Source organism: Campylobacter blaseri (assembly GCF_013201895.1).
GTDB lineage: Bacteria > Campylobacterota > Campylobacteria > Campylobacterales > Campylobacteraceae > Campylobacter_B > Campylobacter_B blaseri.
The window spans coordinates 129,766-150,220 of sequence record NZ_CP053841.1 but is presented as its reverse complement, the minus strand read 5'-3'; the positions used below and the strand labels follow the sequence as shown (position 1 = coordinate 150,220).

Annotated in this window: 23 protein-coding genes and 5 tRNA genes; 8 read left to right on the top strand and 20 right to left on the bottom strand. The window is 30.3% G+C overall.

Annotated features, from left to right (window positions below):
• Window positions 1-40: 40 nt before the first annotated feature.
• From nuoH to CBLAS_RS00770, 8 genes are read right to left on the bottom strand one after another with little or no spacing between them, the layout of a single operon-like run.
• A complete protein-coding gene (nuoH, locus tag CBLAS_RS00805) occupies window positions 41-1,036 on the bottom strand; it encodes an NADH-quinone oxidoreductase subunit NuoH (protein WP_172658158.1) in 996 nt (331 codons plus the stop codon).
• Window positions 1,033-3,489: an NADH-quinone oxidoreductase subunit G gene (locus CBLAS_RS00800; protein WP_106870752.1), complete on the bottom strand. Its 2,457-nt coding sequence runs from the start codon at window positions 3,487-3,489 to the stop codon at window positions 1,033-1,035. The genes nuoH and CBLAS_RS00800 overlap by 4 nt, the downstream gene beginning before the upstream one ends.
• Window position 3,490: 1 nt before the next feature.
• Window positions 3,491-4,183 (bottom strand): hypothetical protein, encoded by a 693-nt coding sequence (locus CBLAS_RS00795; RefSeq protein WP_106870750.1) that lies wholly within the window; start codon window positions 4,181-4,183, stop codon window positions 3,491-3,493.
• The gene (locus CBLAS_RS00790; protein ID WP_106870748.1) at window positions 4,180-4,410 is read right to left on the bottom strand and encodes an NADH-ubiquinone oxidoreductase subunit E family protein; all 231 of its coding nucleotides are present in this window, start codon (window positions 4,408-4,410) and stop codon (window positions 4,180-4,182) included. Before CBLAS_RS00790 ends, CBLAS_RS00795 begins: the two co-directional genes overlap by 4 nt.
• A complete protein-coding gene (gene nuoD / locus CBLAS_RS00785) occupies window positions 4,407-5,633 on the bottom strand; it encodes an NADH dehydrogenase (quinone) subunit D (RefSeq protein ID WP_106870746.1) in 1,227 nt (408 codons plus the stop codon). Before nuoD ends, CBLAS_RS00790 begins: the two co-directional genes overlap by 4 nt.
• A 1-nt stretch (window position 5,634) precedes the next feature.
• Complete coding sequence (locus CBLAS_RS00780) at window positions 5,635-6,420, bottom strand: NADH-quinone oxidoreductase subunit C (RefSeq protein ID WP_106870744.1); 786 nt, start codon at window positions 6,418-6,420, stop codon at window positions 5,635-5,637.
• Window positions 6,421-6,930 carry a NuoB/complex I 20 kDa subunit family protein gene (locus CBLAS_RS00775; protein WP_106870742.1) on the bottom strand — a complete coding sequence of 170 codons (510 nt, stop codon included), beginning with the start codon at window positions 6,928-6,930 and terminating at the stop codon, window positions 6,421-6,423.
• Window positions 6,912-7,301, bottom strand: a complete 390-nt coding sequence (locus CBLAS_RS00770; RefSeq protein WP_106870740.1) for an NAD(P)H-quinone oxidoreductase subunit 3 — start codon at window positions 7,299-7,301, stop codon at window positions 6,912-6,914. Before CBLAS_RS00770 ends, CBLAS_RS00775 begins: the two co-directional genes overlap by 19 nt.
• 141 nt (window positions 7,302-7,442) lie before the next feature.
• On the opposite strand from CBLAS_RS00770, the gene CBLAS_RS00765 reads away from it, so the two are divergent.
• From CBLAS_RS00765 to CBLAS_RS09515, 7 genes are all read left to right on the top strand, one after another.
• Window positions 7,443-8,054 (top strand): hypothetical protein, encoded by a 612-nt coding sequence (locus tag CBLAS_RS00765; protein WP_106870738.1) that lies wholly within the window; start codon window positions 7,443-7,445, stop codon window positions 8,052-8,054.
• Between the two features lie 120 nt (window positions 8,055-8,174).
• A tRNA-Pro gene (locus tag CBLAS_RS00760) sits at window positions 8,175-8,251 on the top strand.
• Window positions 8,252-8,256: 5 nt separating this feature from the next.
• Window positions 8,257-8,333: transfer RNA gene (locus CBLAS_RS00755), tRNA-His, on the top strand.
• A gap of 11 nt (window positions 8,334-8,344) precedes the next feature.
• A tRNA-Arg gene (locus tag CBLAS_RS00750) sits at window positions 8,345-8,421 on the top strand.
• A gap of 23 nt (window positions 8,422-8,444) precedes the next feature.
• Window positions 8,445-8,521, top strand: a tRNA-Arg gene (locus tag CBLAS_RS00745).
• Between the two features lie 6 nt (window positions 8,522-8,527).
• Window positions 8,528-8,612: transfer RNA gene (locus tag CBLAS_RS00740), tRNA-Leu, on the top strand.
• Window positions 8,613-8,656: 44 nt separating this feature from the next.
• Window positions 8,657-9,226, top strand: coding sequence for a methylated-DNA--[protein]-cysteine S-methyltransferase (locus tag CBLAS_RS09515; protein WP_241517582.1), 570 nt, complete (start codon window positions 8,657-8,659; stop codon window positions 9,224-9,226).
• Here the strand turns inward: CBLAS_RS09515 and CBLAS_RS00730 are convergent.
• From CBLAS_RS00730 to tig, 12 genes are all read right to left on the bottom strand, one after another.
• On the bottom strand, window positions 9,223-10,578 hold the full coding sequence (locus tag CBLAS_RS00730) for a type IV pili methyl-accepting chemotaxis transducer N-terminal domain-containing protein (RefSeq protein ID WP_106870736.1): 1,356 nt from the start codon (window positions 10,576-10,578) through the stop codon (window positions 9,223-9,225). The two genes, CBLAS_RS09515 and CBLAS_RS00730, sit on opposite strands and share 4 nt — an antisense overlap.
• The gene (locus tag CBLAS_RS00725; protein ID WP_106870734.1) at window positions 10,572-11,252 is read right to left on the bottom strand and encodes a Crp/Fnr family transcriptional regulator; all 681 of its coding nucleotides are present in this window, start codon (window positions 11,250-11,252) and stop codon (window positions 10,572-10,574) included. The genes CBLAS_RS00730 and CBLAS_RS00725 overlap by 7 nt, the downstream gene beginning before the upstream one ends.
• A 47-nt stretch (window positions 11,253-11,299) precedes the next feature.
• On the bottom strand, window positions 11,300-12,010 hold the full coding sequence (locus CBLAS_RS00720; RefSeq protein WP_106870732.1) for a TerC family protein: 711 nt from the start codon (window positions 12,008-12,010) through the stop codon (window positions 11,300-11,302).
• 82 nt (window positions 12,011-12,092) lie between these two features.
• Complete coding sequence (locus tag CBLAS_RS00715; protein WP_106870731.1) at window positions 12,093-12,428, bottom strand: tetratricopeptide repeat protein; 336 nt, start codon at window positions 12,426-12,428, stop codon at window positions 12,093-12,095.
• 12 nt (window positions 12,429-12,440) lie between these two features.
• Window positions 12,441-12,776, bottom strand: a complete 336-nt coding sequence (locus tag CBLAS_RS00710) for a tetratricopeptide repeat protein (protein ID WP_106870729.1) — start codon at window positions 12,774-12,776, stop codon at window positions 12,441-12,443.
• 17 nt (window positions 12,777-12,793) lie between these two features.
• Complete coding sequence (locus CBLAS_RS00705; RefSeq protein ID WP_106870727.1) at window positions 12,794-13,597, bottom strand: transporter substrate-binding domain-containing protein; 804 nt, start codon at window positions 13,595-13,597, stop codon at window positions 12,794-12,796.
• Window positions 13,598-13,812: 215 nt separating this feature from the next.
• On the bottom strand, window positions 13,813-14,388 hold the full coding sequence (gene purN / locus CBLAS_RS00700; protein ID WP_106870725.1) for a phosphoribosylglycinamide formyltransferase: 576 nt from the start codon (window positions 14,386-14,388) through the stop codon (window positions 13,813-13,815).
• A complete protein-coding gene (locus tag CBLAS_RS00695; RefSeq protein WP_106870723.1) occupies window positions 14,379-15,767 on the bottom strand; it encodes an NAD(P)H-hydrate dehydratase in 1,389 nt (462 codons plus the stop codon). The genes purN and CBLAS_RS00695 overlap by 10 nt, the downstream gene beginning before the upstream one ends.
• Window positions 15,764-17,269 carry a YifB family Mg chelatase-like AAA ATPase gene (locus CBLAS_RS00690; protein WP_106870721.1) on the bottom strand — a complete coding sequence of 502 codons (1,506 nt, stop codon included), beginning with the start codon at window positions 17,267-17,269 and terminating at the stop codon, window positions 15,764-15,766. The genes CBLAS_RS00695 and CBLAS_RS00690 overlap by 4 nt, the downstream gene beginning before the upstream one ends.
• The gene (gene def / locus CBLAS_RS00685) at window positions 17,266-17,778 is read right to left on the bottom strand and encodes a peptide deformylase (protein WP_106870719.1); all 513 of its coding nucleotides are present in this window, start codon (window positions 17,776-17,778) and stop codon (window positions 17,266-17,268) included. Before def ends, CBLAS_RS00690 begins: the two co-directional genes overlap by 4 nt.
• Entirely contained in the window at window positions 17,778-18,368 is a 591-nt protein-coding gene (clpP, locus tag CBLAS_RS00680) for an ATP-dependent Clp endopeptidase proteolytic subunit ClpP (protein WP_106870717.1), read from the bottom strand. Before clpP ends, def begins: the two co-directional genes overlap by 1 nt.
• Window positions 18,369-19,679, bottom strand: a complete 1,311-nt coding sequence (tig, locus tag CBLAS_RS00675) for a trigger factor (RefSeq protein ID WP_106870715.1) — start codon at window positions 19,677-19,679, stop codon at window positions 18,369-18,371. It abuts the gene before it with no gap.
• Window positions 19,680-19,811: 132 nt separating this feature from the next.
• Between tig and folE the strand changes: the two genes are divergently transcribed.
• Window positions 19,812-20,390, top strand: a complete 579-nt coding sequence (gene folE, locus CBLAS_RS00670) for a GTP cyclohydrolase I FolE (protein ID WP_106870713.1) — start codon at window positions 19,812-19,814, stop codon at window positions 20,388-20,390.
• The last annotated feature ends 65 nt before the right edge of the window (window positions 20,391-20,455 follow it).

Sequence of the window (20,455 nt, the reverse complement as noted above, 5' to 3'; positions counted from 1 at the left end):
TCTATCATCTAATCTTAAATAAGTTCCCACTATACGCCCCTCATAAAAGTACAATGCCTGTTATAAAAATCATAGCTAAAGAAAGTGGCATTAAAACTTTCCAGCAAAGAGCCATTAGCTGATCTGGCCTTAAATGAGGCCATGCAGCTCTTGCCCATAAAAAGAAAAAGAAAAAGAAGCTAGCTTTTATAATCATTGAAAGAGCTCCTGGTATAAACCATGTTGAGTTAAATCCCCCAAAAAACAGAAGTGCTATTAAAACAGAATATGTAATAATGTTTGCATATTCAGCTATGAAAAATATACCAAATCTCATTCCCGAATAAGCCGTAGTACATCCAGCTACAAGCTCTGGATCATTTTCAGTTAAACAAAATGGTGTTCTATTACACTCTATAAAAGATGCTATTAAAAAAATTATAAAACATATTGGCTGACTCCATACAAACCAATTTCCAATACCTCCATTTTGTGCATTTACTATATCTATAATAGATAAAGACCCAACCATCATGATTATTGGTATTAGGCTAAGTATGTTGATTATCTCAAAGCTTATTAGCTGTAGAACAGTCCTCATGGAACCAAGTAGGCTCCATTTATTATAGCTTGCAAGGCCTCCAATTAAAAGCCCATAAATACAAGTTGAACTAGCTCCTAATACAAAAAGTATGCCAACGCTAATATCACTAAGCATTGGAGTTATAGTTCGTCCAAATATTGTGAATTCAGGCAAAAATGGAATAGGTGCCATGGCTACAAATGCACCTGCTGATGATATAAAAGGTGCAATTTTAAAAATAGTTCTATTTGCATTAGCAGGAATTGTATCTTCTTTACAAAAAAGCTTTATCATATCGGCAGCTACTTGAGCTATCCCTGCAGGTCCGACCATCCAAGGTCCAATACGGCGTTGCATATATGCTAATACTTTTCTCTCTAAATATGTTCCAAGCCCAGCAAGAGTAGCTATAACAGCTAATATTATCAAAGCTTTTATGGCGGTTTCAATTAGCATAAAAGTAGTATCACTCAAACTTCACTCCTTTTTAATGAAACTTTACTATATCTAGAACCGTCAAAAAACTCATCTACATCAATCTTATCATCAAAAAACGGCAGATACGCACCATCTGTTTTGTTATCTAGCTCAATACGCAAAGATAATGTCTTACCATTCCTATCTATAGATATTAAATCTTTATCTTCCAATGAGTGAGTTTTTAAGAACTCTTCTCCAGCGTAAAGCTTAGCAACACTATTTAATGCAGACGCTCTATTTGTAAATTTGCTAAATTGTCCTATAGGATTTGCTTTATATATGGTATTTTCTTCGTCTATTAATTCATTTTTACTAATAATCTCAAACTCATCTTCTATAGACTCTGTATGTTTAATATTGAGTTTATAACCTCTATGACTTTTACCTGAATTATCATAGGAATTTTCTAAATCATCAAATTTGATATTTTTAAATTTACTGCCTAGCTTATCTGTATAGTCTGCACTATACTCATATCCTAAATTAAGTGCTTTTAAAATATCATTTAACTCATATCCATCATAGCTTAAAGCTGGGTTTGTAGGAACTACTCTTTTTTCTAAATTTACAAAAGTTCCTTCTTGCTGATTAAGGGCTGGTGCATCTAAATCACATCCATGAACTCCAAGAGTTATATCGCCATCTTCATTGTATCCTAGCGTTTTACCATCCATCATCTCATCTAACTCACAAATTAAAGCTACTCCTAATGAGTTAGTTCTTGGTGGTATTATCAAAACATTAAATTCACTATATTTTTGAATTAATCCTGTTAATTTAGCTAGCAAAATAGCATTTTTACTAGTTATAAAATCCTCTCCTATAATAAGTGAGAATTTAGTTTTTTTATCTAAAAGTTTATCAATCTTCTCTTCATCAAGTCCTAACATCTTAGAGTATTTTGAAACATTAATCAAAATTTCCTTTTTTGTTTTTACGACAACCTCAACCTCTTTTTCTTCTTCAACCTCAACCTCTTTGCCATCTTCATCTTTTACTTTTTTCTTGACTATTTTAGTTTGAGTCTCTTTTTTATCTACTAAGATATCTTTTTTAATATTCTCAAATTCACTATCAAATTTATCTTGTAGCCATTTTGGTAAGTTTTTACCAAATTTTTGAAGTATCCAAAGTAAAATTTCAATGTCTAAATTTGATGAGTGTTTACACCCTAATAAATTCTTTGAATACCCTTCAACAACACTATCTTTTAATGGATGAAAATACAAAGCACTGGCTTTATTTATCTTTAAGGCATTATTTAATTTATAGCTAATATTTGGTGCATCATGTCTTAAAAATGAGCCTGCGCTTATTATAAAATCTGAACTTTTTATAGTATCAAAATCGCCATTATATAAGTCTGCTCCACTATATTTTGAAAATTCTTTTAAAAATTCTTGATATTTTTTTGCCTCTTTATTTACTAGTTTAACATCAAATTTATCTTTTAATATTGATAACATTTTTGCCTCTTCATTTGTTATAAAGCTATTAAATTTGATGTTTTTAATTTTATTTTCTTTAAAGGCTTTAATAATTCTTTCTAAAACAATTCTATCTTTATGTGCTTTTTCATTGTGAAAATCAAATCCAAATCTAGCTGCTTTATTCAGTTCGCCAAAATCAAAATCTGAACTTACTCTATAAATTTTATCTTTTCTATCTTCTATACTAGCTGGTTTTACATCATAATATATAAGCTCACAATCACTTGAATGTGGATTTGAAGCTCCTATTTTAGTAAGCTCCCAGGCATTTGATTTATATTTAAAACTAGAAACAGTTAAAGCGCCAACAGGACAAACTGCAGCACACTCCCCACAAGAATCACAGCTCAAGCCATCATCATTTCTTCCAATTAAACTTTTTTGAAATTTATTCCAAACAGCAAAAGCCTCTTTTGGCATTGTCTCTTTTAGGCTTTTATCAAATGGTTCTGAATTTCTTGGTACGGTTTTTAAGGCGTTATTACCCATTTTATCTTTACAAACTGTTACGCAACGTTCACAAACTATACAAAGAGATGGATCATAATCAATTAATCCCCAGTTTTGCATAGGTTTATATGTGTCCTTTATAGCGTATTCTTGTGTATCAACACCCATATGAAAAACAAAATTTTGAAGTTCACACTCACCACTTTGGTCACAAGTTCCACACTCTAAAGGGTGGTTTATGCAGTATGTTTGCATTATAGCTTTGCGTTCATCTTCTATATCAGGCGTACTAGTTATGACATTCATTCCATCTTTTGCTTTAGCATTACAGCTATAAACTCTTTTTCCATCTGCTTCAACCATGCAAAGCCTACATGCTAATGTTGGAGAGCAGCCACTAAGATAACAAATAGCAGGTATAAAAACACCGTTACTACGAGCTATTTTTAGTATTTGCTCACCCTCTTCACATTTGTAAGTTTTGCCGTTTATAGTTATTTTTACCATTTTAAACCTTGCTTATTTTAGCTAGCTCATACCTATAATAATTATTGTCATCAATACCTAAAAGTGCGATAGTTCCCTTTAAATCATCATCTAACTCAAATTTCATATTCACATCTAAAGTTTTTGTTTTAATGTTTACATAATCTCCATCCTTAATTTTTGCCACCATGCAAAAATAGCGTCCACCTACAAATTTATTATCTAAATTATGTTTAAAAACAACGGCGCCATCATAATCCTCAGGCTCTTTTAACTCACTAAGCTCTACTGTTTCAAATTTTAATTCTTTGCCTTGCAGGTTTATAATTTTTAAGTTAAATTTATCTTGTATGATTTTTAAAAATGATTTTATATTCTTTTCATCATCTTGGTAATTTAGCAAATTTTCATCAAGTATCATAAGCTCACAGCCATTTAAAAACTCAACTATTTCCTCGACTTCCTCTTCTCCTACACTGCTTTCCCCACTTAAATAACCGGTATCAAGTTCACTAAAATATTCTCTATCATCAATCAAAGCACAAATCATGGCTAAAACATAAGATAAGCTTCCTATTTCACATTTTATAGATATATTATTTTTCATTATATCTTCATCAAAAGGGCTAATTGTTAAAAACTCGTCCTCTTTGTATTTATTAAAAAGCTCTTTACTTTCAAAACTAAGAATTGATGTAAGATTTAAAATTTTCATATTTTTCCTTTTTTTACAACTATTGTCCAATCAACTTGGTTAAATTTTATTGAATTCATAAGCGTTGAGTTTAATCCCTCGACAAGATTAGCACTTTTTTGCACAGACGAAAAATCACCTATCTCAAATAAAAATACCATAACTTCACCATTATAAGAGGATTTTATAATCTCGCCCATTCTTGTAAGAAAATCTTGCCCTAGATGTCTTAAATCATATCTTTTCATCTATCCACCTCTCCAAGAATAATATTTGTGCTACAAATTATGGCTGAAACATCGGCTATATAGTGTCCTGGTAGTAAATCTTCATAAATACCACAATGCCAAAAGCTTGGTGTTCTTATCTTAAGCCTATATGGTCTACTATCTCCGGTTGAATATATATAGTATCCAAGCTCTCCTTTGTTTGCCTCGGTTGCAAGATATATTTCGCCTTTTGGAGGTTTTAGTCCTTGTGTAACCAAAACGAAGTGTTGCATTAAAGAGTAATTTTGAGTCATAATTTGTTCTTTGCTTGCACTTACAAATTTAGGATCATCGGCTAGTATTTTTGGCTCGCTTTCATAGTAGAGATTTACACATTGTCTTAAAATTTTAACACTCTCTTTCATCTCTTGAATATAGCACTTAAATCTTGCATAACAATCCCCCTTAGTTGCATATGGAACATCAAAATCAAGCTCATCATATATTAAATAAGGCTCTTCTTTTCTTATATCCCACTGAACTCCGCTTGCCCTAAGCATAACTCCACTACATCCCCAACTAAGTGCCATCTCTTTGCTTACAACACCAACATCTTGAGTTCTAAGAAGCCAAATTCTATTTGAATTAAGAAGATCTTCATAGTCTTTAATTCCGGTAAGTATCTTTTCACAAACCTCTAAAAGCTCGTCTGTCCAACCATCACTAAAATCAAGAAAAACACCACCTATCTTAATGCTATTATGTGTAAGTCTTGCACCACAATAAGACTCAATCACATCTAAAACATACTCTCTTTCTCTAAAGCAGTATAAAAATACAGTCATAGCACCGATATCTAATGCATGAGTTGCTAAAAAAAGTAAATGGGCTGCAATTCTATTTAACTCTAATAGTATAGTTCTAATTATTTGAGCTCTTCTTGGAACATTTATGCCACACATTTTTTCAACAGCAGCACATAATCCGTAATTATTTGCACTTGAAGCGGTATAGTCAATTCTATCAGTAACTGGCATAAACTCATTATATATCATGTTTTCTGCCATCTTTTCCATACCTCTATGCATATATCCAATTCCAGGCATAGCTTTTGTTATTTTTTCTCCATCAACTTCAAGCACAAGTCTTAATTGTCCATGTGCTGCAGGGTGTTGTGGTCCAAAATTTAATACCATTTTTGAATCATTTTTTTGAAATTCAATATTTTCAAAAAAAGGTCTTAATTTAGTAGGGTTTTGCATACTATCTTCTCTTCTTTAAAATTTTAAATTTATCTCTTTTTACTTTTTTAACCAAAGGAACTCCGCCCTCTTCTTGATACTCTTGCAAATATGGCTCTTTTGGAGGCTTGGCTCCATATTCTGCCTCATGATACAATCTACTAAAATTAAATGTATCTTTACTATCTACTTTTGCACTATCTCTATTTTCTTCACCAATTTCATCTCTATACTCTCTTCCAAATATCTTATCTACCTCATACCACTTAGCATGCTCATCGCCTTGAAGTGGATAGCTTTTTAAAAGTGGATAACCATACCAATCATCTGGCATTAAAATTCTTTTTAATTTACTATGTCCTTCTATCCAAACCCCAAACATATCATAAAGCTCTCTTTCAGCCCAATCAGCACTTTTATAAAGAGCTGTAACGCTTTGTAAAAACTCTCCTTGTTTTACAAAACACTTAACCCTGGCTCTTCTTTTATGTTTAATGCTTAAAAGCTGGTAAAATACTTCTATACCACCTTTTTTTTCTATAAAATCAACTCCACTTATCTCGGTTAGAATTTCATATCCATAATCTCTTAGTTTTTCTAGAGCTTTTAGGTTGTCGTTCTTTTCTATAAAAACAACCATTTGATCATACTCTACATATGATTTTATTATTTTCATATCATCCAATGAAGCTAAATCATCTTTAAAGATAGTTTCATTGACATCTATTTTTTTGCTCTCTAAAGGCACATAAAATCTATCTTCATAATAATTTTTTGTGCTTGTATCTTTTATAAGTTTTTTTCTCATCTAAACAAGCCTTTTTGCTTTTTGTTTTCTTCTAGGAATTTCTTTTCTTATTTTTTTCTGAAGTATCATAAGAGCATATTGCAATGTTTCTGGTCGTGGGGCACAGCCTGGAAGATAGATATCAACAGGGATTATTCTGTCTACTCCTTGAACAGTTGAGTAGGTATTAAACATACCTCCTGTATTTGCACAACTTCCCATGCTTATAACCCATTTTGGTTCAGGCATAGAGTCATAAATTCTTCTTGTAAACTCAGCATGTTTTTTAGTAAGAGTTCCAGCAACTATCATCACCTCAGCATGTTTTGCACTTGCTCTAAAAATTGTTCCAAATCTATCAAAATCAAATCTTCCTGCACCAGTTGCCATCATCTCTATAGCACAACATGCAAGCCCATAACTTACAGCCCACAATGAGTTACTTCTACCCCATTGAATTAACTTATCAACAGTTGTTAAAACTATTGGAAGACCATTTTCTTTAGCGTAATCTACTTTATGGAGTGCCACTCTAATGCTCCTTTATGCCATGCATATATAAAACCTATAATTAGCAAAGTTATAAATATAACCATCTCTATAAAGCCAAACACTCCAAGTATTTTGAAATTTACAGCCCATGGTATCATAAAGATAATCTCAACATCAAAAAGTATAAATAAAACTGATACAAGATAGAAATGAGAGTTTATTTTATTTTGCTGTTTTATTGTTTCTGGACCGCATTCATATACTGAAGACTTAAGTTTATCATCATTTTGATTTGCCAAACTAGTGCTAACCATGGATGAAAGCTTTACTATAACCCAAAAAAGCCCAAATCCTAAAATTAGCATTACGAAAACACCAAAATAAGGATGTTCAAAAGATATATGAGACATCTGCACCTCTTTATTTTTAATAATTAATTCTATTATATGCTAGCTTTGAAAATGGTAAAATAAATTTTTTAGACTTTAGTTTTAAATATTAATGGTAAATTTATAGAATTTAGATGATAATTACAAAAAAAGGATTGTGATATGAAAAAAATTATATATTTAATTATAAGCTTAATTTTTATAGGTTGCTCAAATACAGCTGAGTATAACACCAACATGGAAATGGCAAGTGCAAATGAAAGCCTATCAGCAAACAAGCCGCTTCAAAAAGCATACATATATATAAGCAGCGAATCTTTAAAAGCTAAAAAGATAAAATCTAGCACATCTCTTGGTAAAGATAACTTAGAAATTAATCTTGGAAGCTATGCAGAGCAAGGAACACTTAGATTTTTCAAACACTATTTAGCAAATTTAGAAGTAACGAATGATAAAGAAGTATTAAGCTCTAGTAGCCTAATAATAATTCCAGATATAACAACTTTTGAGTATGGTTTTTATAGCGATGATGGTTTTGATGTGGATTCTAAGCCATTTGTAAGATATGATTTGCAACTTTCAATCTATAAAAATGGTAGTAAAATTTATAATAAAAATATATCTTCTATGGAAAGAAATTACGGAGAGAAAACGTTTTTTGGAATGGGAACTACTAGCTATATGCAAATTGGTCCGATTTTTCAAAAAGCTATAGCTAATGATTATAATACTAATGCAGTTCAAATTCTAGACTCTATAAACAAAGCAAAATAATTAAAACTGCTCTTTTGACTTTAGTTTATTAAAAATTAAAGCCAGCACCTATTTTTAAGTGCTTGACTTTTTTAAAAAAACTTTGTATAATTCATCTTCATTTTAAAAGATTACAGAGTTCGGGGCGTAGCGCAGTCTGGTAGCGCACTTGGTTTGGGACCAAGGGGCCGAAGGTTCGAATCCTTTCGCCCCGACCATTATGGTGAGTGTAGCTCAGTCGGTTAGAGCATCAGATTGTGGTCCTGAGGGTCGTGGGTTCGATTCCCATCACTCACCCCATTTATCCTGTTGCGCTCGTAGCTCAATTGGATAGAGCAACAGACTTCGGATCTGTAGGTTGAAGGTTCGACTCCTTTCGGGCGTACCATTCAAGCTTTAAAATGTACTTATGCGTCCATAGCTCAGCTGGATAGAGCAACGCCCTTCTAAGGCGTAGGTCAGAGGTTCGAATCCTCTTGGGCGTACCACTTTTTGCGGACGTGGTGAAATTGGCAGACACGCCAGACTTAGGATCTGGTGCTTTACGGCGTGGAGGTTCAAGTCCTCTCGTCCGCACCACCCAACTTCAAACCTCACATAAATTTGTTTCTAAAGGCAGCATTTTGATAGCAACAAAGATAAGAATTTATGATTTCTATCTAGATATCTTTATTCAAGAAGAGAGTTTTTATAAAGATAATATTCCAAAACTTACTTTTATAAACTGGTCATCAAAAGATAATTGTTTATTAGAAGATGATTGCTATAAAAAATTTAAAATATATTATGAATTAACTAAAAAATCACCTATATTTATAAAATCTGAAATTTTAAACCGATCAATACCATCACAAAACTTAATGCTTGAAGCCATAGAACAGATAAATGAATACATATTTAAAAAAAGACAAATTTTCAATCTTCCATTAGATTTATCAGTAGGAACAAATTTTCAACAAAAAGTTTGGAGAGAACTTCAAAAAATACCATATGGAAAAACTATAAGCTACAAACAACTAGCTAACAATATAGGTAAAATTTCTGCCTACCGTGCGGTTGCAAACGCCAATGGAAAAAACCCTTTTAGTATTGTGATACCTTGTCATAGAGTTATAGCCAATGATGGTGGTATAGGTGGGTATAACGGAGGAGTAGATAAAAAGGTCTTTCTTTTAAATATTGAAAACACTTAGTTATCTTTTTCCTCATGCTCATTGCTAACATCTGTCAGGTTTTTTTGAAATTTTGTTAGCATTTTAGATATATAGATTAAATTTTCAGTTGATTCTATAGCTAAATCTTCTACTGCACTTATTTTTTTTCTTAACCTATTTTTCTTAGACTCTTCAATATCTAAATTTTCAAGTGCTTTTCCTATACCCTGAACTATCTCTTCTAGCTCGTCTGCTATATTCTCAACCTTTAATATTGTGTTACTTGAATCAACCATCGCTTTATTTACTTTTTCCATATAGTCTTTTAAATTTTCTGATACTTTTTTAAGCTCGTCATCTCTAGGGTTTAATATAGCGCTACTGCTTTCTACATTGCTGCTAAGCATTTTGGATTTTTCTATAAATTCTTGCATACCTAAATTTATCTGCCTAGCTAAGCTATATGCATAAAATGCACCCAAAATTGAGAGTATTGATATAATATATAAACTTATAACAAATGTTTTATTTTTAGCCTCATTTTCTTTTGCGTATAAAGATACAACCTCATCCATAGTATTAAGGAGAGTTATATTATTTTGATAAATGTATTCTATGGAGTTATTAATCTTACTTTCAAATTTAATTAAATTTTCTATATAGCTTTTGTATTCTTGCCAATAATTATAGTTATTTGAAACATATAGATATAAAGTTTTATCTTTTTTTATATTTTCGTCATTAAAAAAACTAGAAATTGTCTCATCATATAGCTTTTTAGCTTCTAAAAATAGAGCATAGTTTTGCTTATCTCCATCTTTTAAATACCTCTTAACAAACATTCCCATTCTTTGAGTAAGCATTCTTTGACGGCCCGATACATTTATATAATATGGTGAAAATTTCTCTTTTTCCATAATTTCAACAATTTCATCAGACCTATTTAAAAGCTGTTCTGTTTTGATGTTTAATATCTTTGTATCATTTTTAATATGGCGGATTATTTCTATAGCACTTAAAATCTCTTTTTTAAATGGAATCCATTTATTTTTAACCTCATCTAATTTGTCTTCCAATCTTTTGTTATCATAACTACGTAAAATACTATCTTTTTTTGTTATTATTGTTAAACTTTCAAGATTGGATTCAAATTCCTCTAACGCACTATTAATATTTCTAAAATCATAAATATCTTTAAAATGTAGAAAAAACATCTCTTTGCTTATCTTTTGAGTTAACATTCTTTGTTTGCCTGATATATTTACTATATATGAATCTTGTTCTGATCTATATGCCATACTAAACCCAGAAGCGATTAAAACAATAACTAAAATTGTAAAAAGCCCTCCTATGATGTTAAGTCTTGTCTTTATTGAGTTAATCTTTACCATTCTTCGTCCTGTTCGTAAATTTCTCGCAAACCTGCTTCGTTTTTAATCTCTACCGTGTTTTTATTTACCTCTATAAGTTCATTTCTTGATAATTTTGCTAAAACTCTTGATAGTGTTTCAGGCTGTATATGAAGCATGGAAGCCACTTCGTACTTTTTAAGTTCATTAAGTTTTGAAAGATCATTAACTATCATAGATGCCACTCTAGCAGTAACATCATAAACAACATGTTTAGTTATAGTTTCTTCTAAAAGTTTTATTTTTTTATGGTCGCATTTTAAAAATTCTAAAGCTATTTTATCATCACATTTTATAAGATTTGATAGATATTTACCATTTACATAAAGCACCTCACTATCTTTTGTAAATTCTATATTTGCATAGCTTCCACTATTAAAATCCAAACTACCATAGTTTAAACTAGTTACTGCAGAACCATTAAAAAGATGATATAAAAAAATCTCATTTCCTAATCTATCTGTTTTATATAGTTTTACTTCTCCACTTAAAAGATAGTAAAAATAGCTTTTAACTTCATCTTCGTATTGGAGTATTTCTCCTTTTTTATACTGGGTTATTTTAAAATTACTAGCTAGTTTTCTAATAGATATATCGTCTAAATGGAGAAAAAAAGGTAAACTTTTTAGTGTTTGAGCTACTTTTTCGCTACTCATTTAAATTCCTTAAGCATATTCATCTATATACTTATACCCAAATAAATTTAATGTTTTTTTCTCATTGAGATATTTATCATCTCTACAGCCAAAGAAAAAGCCATAGAAAAATATATATAGCCTTTTGGTATATGAACTCCTAAGCCTTCTGCAATTAAGCTAACTCCGATTAGTATCAAAAATGCTAATGCAAGTATCTTTATAGTTGGGTTGTTATCAACAAATTTACTAATTGAACCACTTGCAAACATCATAACTCCAACAGCAACAATAACAGCTATAATCATAATCTCTATATGCTCAGCCATACCAACTGCGGTTATAACACTATCAAGCGAAAAAACAATATCTAAAATTGCTATTTGAATTATTACACTGCTAAAACTAATAATTTTTGTATTTTCAATATGTTTTTCTTCTTCGCCTGATACATTGTGATGAATTTCCATTGTGGATTTTGCAAGCAAAAACAGACCTCCACAAATTAAAATTATATCTCTTCCTGAGATTTCTAAACCCATTATAACTATAAGTGGTTTTGTTAACTTCATAATTAAAAATAGGCTAAAAAGTAGCAGTATTCTAGTTAGCATAGCAAAAGCAAGACCTAAAATTCTTGCTTTATCTCTTTTTTCTTCTGGAAGTTTACCACATAAAATTGCAATAAAAATTATATTATCAATACCCAAAACTATCTCAAGCCCAATTAGTGTAAAAAGACTTATCCAAGCCTCAGGATAAGCTAACCACTCAAACATTTTAATACTTTAGTAAAGAATATTAAAATGAATTTGCATGAACGAACAATAAGAATTGTTGTTAATCCTAATAAATTTTATATCATAGTTCATATCTATCCATTTTATCGCAAAATTCCGGATCATCACTCTCATCACATGCTTTTTCTATATAAATTAAAGCCTCATGTGTGCTATGCTTTACTCCTTCTCCATTATGATACATCGTTGAAATAGCAAAACATGATTTTGAAGCTCTGCCATCACAACCTTTTTTAAAAAACTCATATGCTTTTTCAAATTCTTTTTTCTCATAATGAAAAACCCCTATATTATGACAAGCTTTTGCATTGCCAGCTTCGCAATCTTTTATCAATAAAGTATCATCTGCAAAAACAAAGCTTAAAAGTAGCCCTAAACATAAAATAATTTTTTTCATTTTCATCCTCTACTATAGCTTATATCTATCCATTTTATCGCAAAATTCTGGATCATCGCTTTCATCACACGCTTTTTCTATATAAACTATAGATTTAAGCGTACTTCTTTTTACTCCTTCTCCATTATGATACATCGTTGAAATAGCAAAACATGATTTTGAAGCTCTGCCATCACAACCTTTTTTAAAAAACTCATATGCTTTTTCAAATTCTTTTTTCTCATAATGAAAAACCCCTATATTATGACAAGCTTTTGCATTGCCAGCTTCGCAATCTTTTATCAATAAAGTATCATCTGCAAAAACAAAGCTTAAAAGTAGTCCCAAGCATAAAATATATCTTTTCATCATCATAACTTTTAGGATTAACCAAAAATTCTATAGATATCGTCTAAAAGAAAATATTTTTTATCAGCTGTGCCTTTGTAGAATGGATTTAGTGTATTCTCATATGCTTCTTTAAAAAATCCCTCTTTGCTTAAATTAATAAGCTCTTTATTTAAAGCACTAAGTAAATCTTTATTGCCTTTTTTAACACCAATAGCATAATAACTAGCAGTTCCAAAACTTTCGATATTTACCTCTAGCTTTTTATCTAAGATAGGATAAGCTAAAACAATTAAATTAGCTCCAGCAAAAGCATCGCCCCTTCCAGCTTTTAGCTCACTATAACAATGAAACATATCTTCACAACCCTTTACATTAAAACCAGCTTTTTTAAGATCTTTTTCAGCCTCAGTATCGGTTTCTACAAGAATAATTTTACTTCTTAACTCTGATATTTTTTTGTAATGATCATCTTTTTTAGTTAAAATTCCTGTATTTACAGCAAAATATGGCATAGAAAAATCAACAAGATTTTCTCTTTCAGGGTCAATTATAAACTCAGCTATTACTAAATCTACTTGATTGTTTTGAAGTGCTTCAATACGGTTATGAGTGGTAACTTCTACAAGCTCAACTTTTCCATTTTCTCCAACTATATCTCTTACTATACGTTTAGCAAAATCGATATCAAATCCAGTGAAATCCCCATCTTCAACACTACTAAAAGGTGGTTCATCACCTAAAACACCAACTCTAATAACACCATTTTGTTTAATTTCTGCCAAAGTGTTGCCAAAAAGAAACCCAGCCAATATACATAATGATAAAATTACTTTTTTCATAAAAATCCTTAATTTTAAAAAATCGTAAAGTATAATTTAAAAATTTGATAACCAATCTCCAGTTTAAATATAAATTTTACAATTGATTGTATATTATTCTAACTGAAATTTTATTTAATTTATATTATCTATATAAATCTATAACACTAATTTTTAATTTTCTAAAAATAAAATATATTTAAATATGTAATTATAAAAATTATAATTACACTATTTTAACCACACAAAATCTCTATTATCGCCTCAGACAATAACTCATGCTCTATTTTATGGATTTGCTCTTCCCATTCATCTAAACTCATATCTCTAGTTCGTTCAAATGCCCTTTGTTTTATAAGTTTACCGCCATCAAGTTCTTCACTTACATAATGAACACTAACACCACCTAACATCATACCACTCTCAAAGCTCTCTTTTATGGCATTTGCTCCTTTAAAAAGTGGAAGAATCGAAGGGTGCAAATTAATAGCTTTTATCCTGTTTGTAAAAATAGGGGTTAAAATTCTCATAAATCCTGCCAAAATAACTAAATCCACATTAGCTTTTTTAATTACCTCAACTAATTTTTTGTCAAATTCTTCTCTATTTTGAAATTTATTATTTTCAATAATCATAGTTTCAAGCCCAAATTTTTTAGCTCGTTCTATTCCAAAAGCATCTTTTTTATTACAAATTAGCAAAGCACACTCTATCTTTATTCCATTAAAAACCCTATTATGAACTTTTTGTAAAATATTTTCTAAATTTGAACCATTTCCGCTAAAAAGTATAGCAATTTTTTTTATAAACATTTTATCCCCTCAATTATATCAAATGGCGTAATCGCATACGAATTATACCTACATTTTTTAATGCTTAAAGCATGAGCCAACACTCCATTTATAGCGGCATTTAAAGGTGTGTAGTTTTGAGCTAAAAGTCCACCAATAATACCAGCCAAAGCGTCCCCACTTCCAGCTTTTGATAGCCTGCTATCTCCACAAGGCATGATATATAGTTTTTCTTTATAAGCAATTATGGTATTTGCCCCTTTTAAAACTAAAACATTGTCATAGTTTTTACTATAAAGTTTTGCATACTCAAATCTATTTTTTTGAAGTTTTGTAACACTAACATCTACAATACCGCAAATTTTAAGCAAACTAACAAACTCTTTTGGGTGTGGTGTTAAAACTAAATTTTCATTTTTTGTTATCAAATCCAAAATTTCATCTTTATAAAAAAGATCAGCATCAATTACTACATTTTTATCTATTAACTCTTTTAAATTTAAATGATGATTTCCTAAACCACAACCACAAACTATAGTTTTTGCATTTGCAAAAGAGCTTTTTTGCATGATTATAGGGCTTAGATTTTCTATATTTTCATTACTAACTAAACTAACTAACCCAGCTCCAATACTAACTGCACTCATTGCACAAATTTCAGCTGCACCCTTCATCTCTCCACAAACTATATATAGGTGTCCATAGTCTGATTTATTACTATTTTTTTTCTCCCTAAAAGGTAGTTTTAAATCATTTTTTGTTAGCAAGAAGTAGTTAGTTTGTGTCTCAAAATTTGCTCTGCTAACTCCTAAATTTACTACTTTAATTTTACCAACAAAATCTTTTGCTTCATCTAAAAATAGAGCCAATTTTAAAGCTCCCATTGTAATAGCAACATCAGCCTTAAAAGCAATATTATTAATTTGTCCAAATTTATTTATACCACTTGGGATATCAACAGCAATCTTTAAACCTTTTTTGGCATTAATTGTATTGATAACTTCGTAGATTCTTGGCTCTAAATCTCTATTTAAGCCACTCCCAAATATAGCATCTATATAGCAATCATATTCATCAATCTCATCAATTCTATCAACAATCTTAATTCCGCAGCTCTTAGCAATGCTAAGTTGAAATTTAGTCATTTCGTTTAATTTATCACTAACTAACAGTAAATAACATTCATAATCTTTTGCTAATTTTCTAAGCGTACAAATACCGTCGGCTCCATTGTTTCCACCTCCACAAACAGCTAAAATTTTACTATTTCTTGTTAGATTTTTTCTAATCTCTTTTTCAATGCCACTTGCTGCATTTTCCATCAAAATTTCTTTACTCAATCCAAAATGTTCAATACATTTTCTATCAAGTTCATTCGTGCTTAAAAATATCTTTTTCATATTACACTTCTCATTCTAAAACTAAGACTTTCTAAAATATGAAATTTATTAATCGCCTCTTTATTTTCTAAATCTGCCACAGTTCTTGCAACTTTTAAAGTTTTATTTATGCCACGCTGGGATAATTCAAATTTTGAGATAGCTAAATCCAAAGTATCTTTTGCACTATTTTCTAAAATACAAAATTTGTTTATTTCGCTATCTTTTAGCTTTCCATTTAGATCGTTTTGATTACGATTTTTTTGAATTTTAAAAACTTTTAAAACCTCTTTATACATCTCTTTACTACTAATATCACTTCTATCATCTTTGTTTATCTCCTCCATAGCAACATACAGATCAATTCTGTCAAGCAAAGCAGATGAGATAGCATTTTTATATCTTTTTATTTCAATTTCTGAGCATATACAATTCCCACTTTTATTAAATAGATTGCCACAAGGACAAGGATTTTGTGCAGCTACAAAAATAAATTTTGTTTTGTATTCAATCTTTGAGTTTACTCTTGAAATAAGTATTTTATTATCTTCAAGAGGCTCTCTTAAACTTTCTAAAATTTTCTTACCAAAATGAGGAAATTCATCAAAAAATAACTCTCCTCCGTTTGCCAAAGCAACCTCTCCTATCTTTGATCCACCAAATATTGAACTTCTTGTTGCTGTATGATGTGGGCTTCTAAATGGTCTTAATGGCGAAAAATCTATATCTTTATAGTTTAATGATTCATAAGCCGTGGTTAATAAAATATCCTTTGTGCTTTGTGGTGGTAAAATATATCTAATTCTTTTAGCACACATACTTTTTCCACAACCAGGACTTCCTTCAAACAAAATATTATGCATACCACAAGCTGCAATCAAGCTTGCTCTTTTTGCCCTAGTTTGCCCTTTAACATCCTTAAAATCTAATTCATAATTAAAATTTGGAATATAATTTTTTCCATTTATGGTAATACTATCTCTAAAAAGCGGATGAGTTTCATCTACATAACTATTTTTAGCAAATTCCTCATCTTTAAAAAACATAATAGCATCTTGCAAACTATCTACTGCATGAACATCTAAATTTGGTATTGTAGCTGCTTTTAGGGCTATATCTTTTGGAACTAAAACTTTTGCGATTTTTACTTTCTCGCTTAAAAAAAGCAAAGTTGAAAAAAGTGAGCTTGTGCTTTTAACCTTACCATTTAGCCCAAGTTCACCAAAAGCAAAAAAATTACTGTCGAAATTATCTTTTTGTAAAGCTATCAAAAGAGCTATTGGCAAATCAAAAAAACTACCATTTTTAGGCATATCCGAAGGAGATAAATTTATAACAATCTTTTGTGGAGGAAAAGAGAAATTTAAAGAGAGAAGTGAAGATTTTATCCTATTTTCACTCTCTTTTATAGTAGTACTTGCAAGACCTATAATGTTAAAAGATGGAAGTCCTCTTAAAAATGTTGATTCTACATTTATTATATGTAGTTCATCTGTAAAAATTGCACACTTTAAGGACTTCATTTTTTCTTCAATTTTTTCTTCAACTCTTTATCAAATTTTTTTCTTTTTGTATATCCTATTTTTTCTATAAAAAGATGTCCATTTAAATGATCTATCTCATGTTGTATGCAAACAGCTAAAAGTTCATCTGCTTCTAGTTCTTTATGATTACCAAATCTATCTTGATATTTTAATACTATATTGTTTGGCCTTGTTACCTCTTCATAAAAATCAGGAACAGACAAACAACCCTCTTGAAAGGTTATCTCTCCATCTTTATATGTTATAACAGGATTTATAATCTCAATCAAATCTGCTTTATCTTGGATATTCTCTTCGTTAACTAAGTTTATAATTAAGGCACGAATTGGCTTACCAACTTGAATAGCAGCTAATCCAATGCCTTTTTTTGCTATCATAGTTTCATACATATCATCTAGAAATTTATGTAAATTTTCATCAAATTTAGTAACTTCTTCTGATTTTTCAAATAATATCTTATTTGGGTATGTTAAAACTTCTAATATCATTATTTAAAACTTTTATCCAAAACTTTATCAATCATACCATACCTCATAGCCTCATCAGCACTCATAAAAAAGTCTCTTTCTGTATCTTTTTTAATCTTATCTAGTTTTTGACCTGTGTTTTTAGCCAAAATTTTATTTAAAGACTCTTTTATTCTAAGTATCTCTTTTGTTTGAATTTCAATGTCAGTTGCTTGACCTTGTGCTCCACCTAGTGGTTGGTGTATCATAATTCTTGAGTTTGGCAAAGCATATCTTTTACTTTTTTCTCCACAACTAAGTAAAAATGCACCCATTGAGGCTGCTTGACCTATGCAAATAGTGCAAATATCAGGTTTTATATAGTTCATAGTATCATATATGCTAAATCCACTTGTAACAACTCCACCAGGGCTATTTATATAAAGATAAATATCTTTTTCAGGATCTTCTGCTTCTAAAAATAAAAGTTGTGCAACTATCGCACTTGCAACAGCGTCATTTATCTCGCCACTTAGCATTATAATCCTATCTTTTAAAAGCCTAGAATATATATCATAACTTCTCTCACCTCTGCTAGTTTGTTCAACTACATAAGGTATATAAAAACTCATTTATTCGCCTTTTTCTTCTTTTTTACTTTTATCAAATAGATCATTGAATAATTTTTCCTCAATCAAAGCCATTTTAACAGCTGGCAAAACTCCTTGATTTTTATAAGCCTCTAAATGTTCTTTTGGATCAATGCCCGATCTATAAGCTTCAAAATAAATAGCTTGAAGAACCTCCTGATCACTAACATCTACATTTCTAGCTTTTGCAAGAGCATCAACTATAAAAGTAAGTTTTACACTTTTTTCAGCCTCTTCTCTAAACTCATCTCTTTTTTTAGTTAAAGCATCTTTATCTTCTCTAAATTTCTTCATATCATCTTGCGAAAATGTATTCCATGCATTTCTAAACTGAAGGTCTATCTCTTGTTCAACAATTGTTTTTGGAAGATCAAAAGTTACTTTTTCAACTATAGCATCTACAAATTTTGGTTTTAACTCTTCATATAAAAGTTTTTGAAATTTATCTTCTCTAATTTGAGTTTTGATTCTCTCTTCAAGTTTTTCTTGACTTACATCTTCTTCATTAGGCATAAGTTTTTTTAAATCTTCTTCTTCAATAGCATCTTTTACTTTTTTAGTTTGAATTTCATGAAGTTTTACTTTAAAAACTACATCTTTTCCTGCTAAATGCTCAGCTTGATACTCTTTTGGAAATGTTACTTTTACATCTTTTTCTTCGCCAACTTTTATTCCAACCATCTCATCTTCAAAACCTGGTATAAATTGGTTTGAGCCAATTTCTAAAACATAATTTTCAGCTTTTCCGCCCTCAAATGGCTCACCATCTAAAAAGCCTTCAAAGTCAAATTTAGCAAAATCGCCTTTTTCTAAAGCTTCTTTTTCTGCTTTTTCAAGTGGAGCTATCATTGTCAATAGTTCTTTTACCTTTTCTTCAACCTCTTTTTTAGTAACTCTTGGTGTTGAATACTCAGGAATTACATCTTCATAACCTTCTACAGATAATTCTGGTTTAAAAGATATCTCCATTTCTACATCTATATTTCCATCTTTTTCATCAAACTTAGAAAAAGCTGGCTCGCCCAACATATCTTCTGTTTTTTTATCTAGCTCTTTTAATGCTTCGTTGATAACCTCTTTAAAAAGATCTTGTTTTGCATCTTCTTCTAGTTCTTTACCATATCTTTGCATAACAATATTTACAGGAACTTTTCCTTGTCTAAATCCGTCCATTTTGACATTTTTTGCAGCTTTTTGTGCCATTTCTTTTGTCTTTTTACTTATGCTATCTGCATCAAGTTGTGCTTCTACTAAAGCATTTGCTGAATTTAATAGTTTTGAAGTAACTTTCATTATTTTCCTTTTTTATTTTAAAGTATTAATTTATTAATATACCAAAATTTACCTTATTTTTAATATAAATTTTAAAATTTATCCTCTTAAAAGAGAACTTATTATAAAATTACTAGAAAAAATGAGGTAGTTATGTCAAATCAAGAAAATTTTGAAAATGCAGTTAAAACAATGCTTAAAATAGTCGGAGAAAATATAGATAGAGATGGCTTAAAAAAAACACCTACAAGAGTTTTTAAAGCTTTTGAATTTCTTACAAGTGGCTATAAAGAAGATCCTAAAACTGTTTTAAATGATGCACTTTTTGATAGCACAAATAATGAAATGGTGCTTATTAAAGATATAGAATTTTACAGCCTTTGCGAACATCACCTTTTACCTATTATAGGAAGAGCTCATGTTGCATATATTCCTAATGGAAAAGTTGTTGGGCTTAGTAAAATTCCAAGAATGGTAAATATATTTGCAAGAAGACTTCAAATTCAAGAGCAAATGACAGAACAAATAGCCCAAGCGATTCAAGATGTAATCAAGCCACAAGGCGTTGGTGTAGTTTTAGAAGCAAGGCATATGTGTATGGAGATGAGAGGTGTAGAAAAAATCAACTCAAAAACCACAACTTCAGCATTAAGAGGCGGCTTTATATCTGATCATAGAACCAGAGAGGAATTTTTCTCTTTAATAAATTCTCCAAAATATTCAAGGTTTTAATATTCAATCTAATTTATTTGTTAAAGCTAAAATTTAACTAAATTGATGTATCATTTTTAATAAAG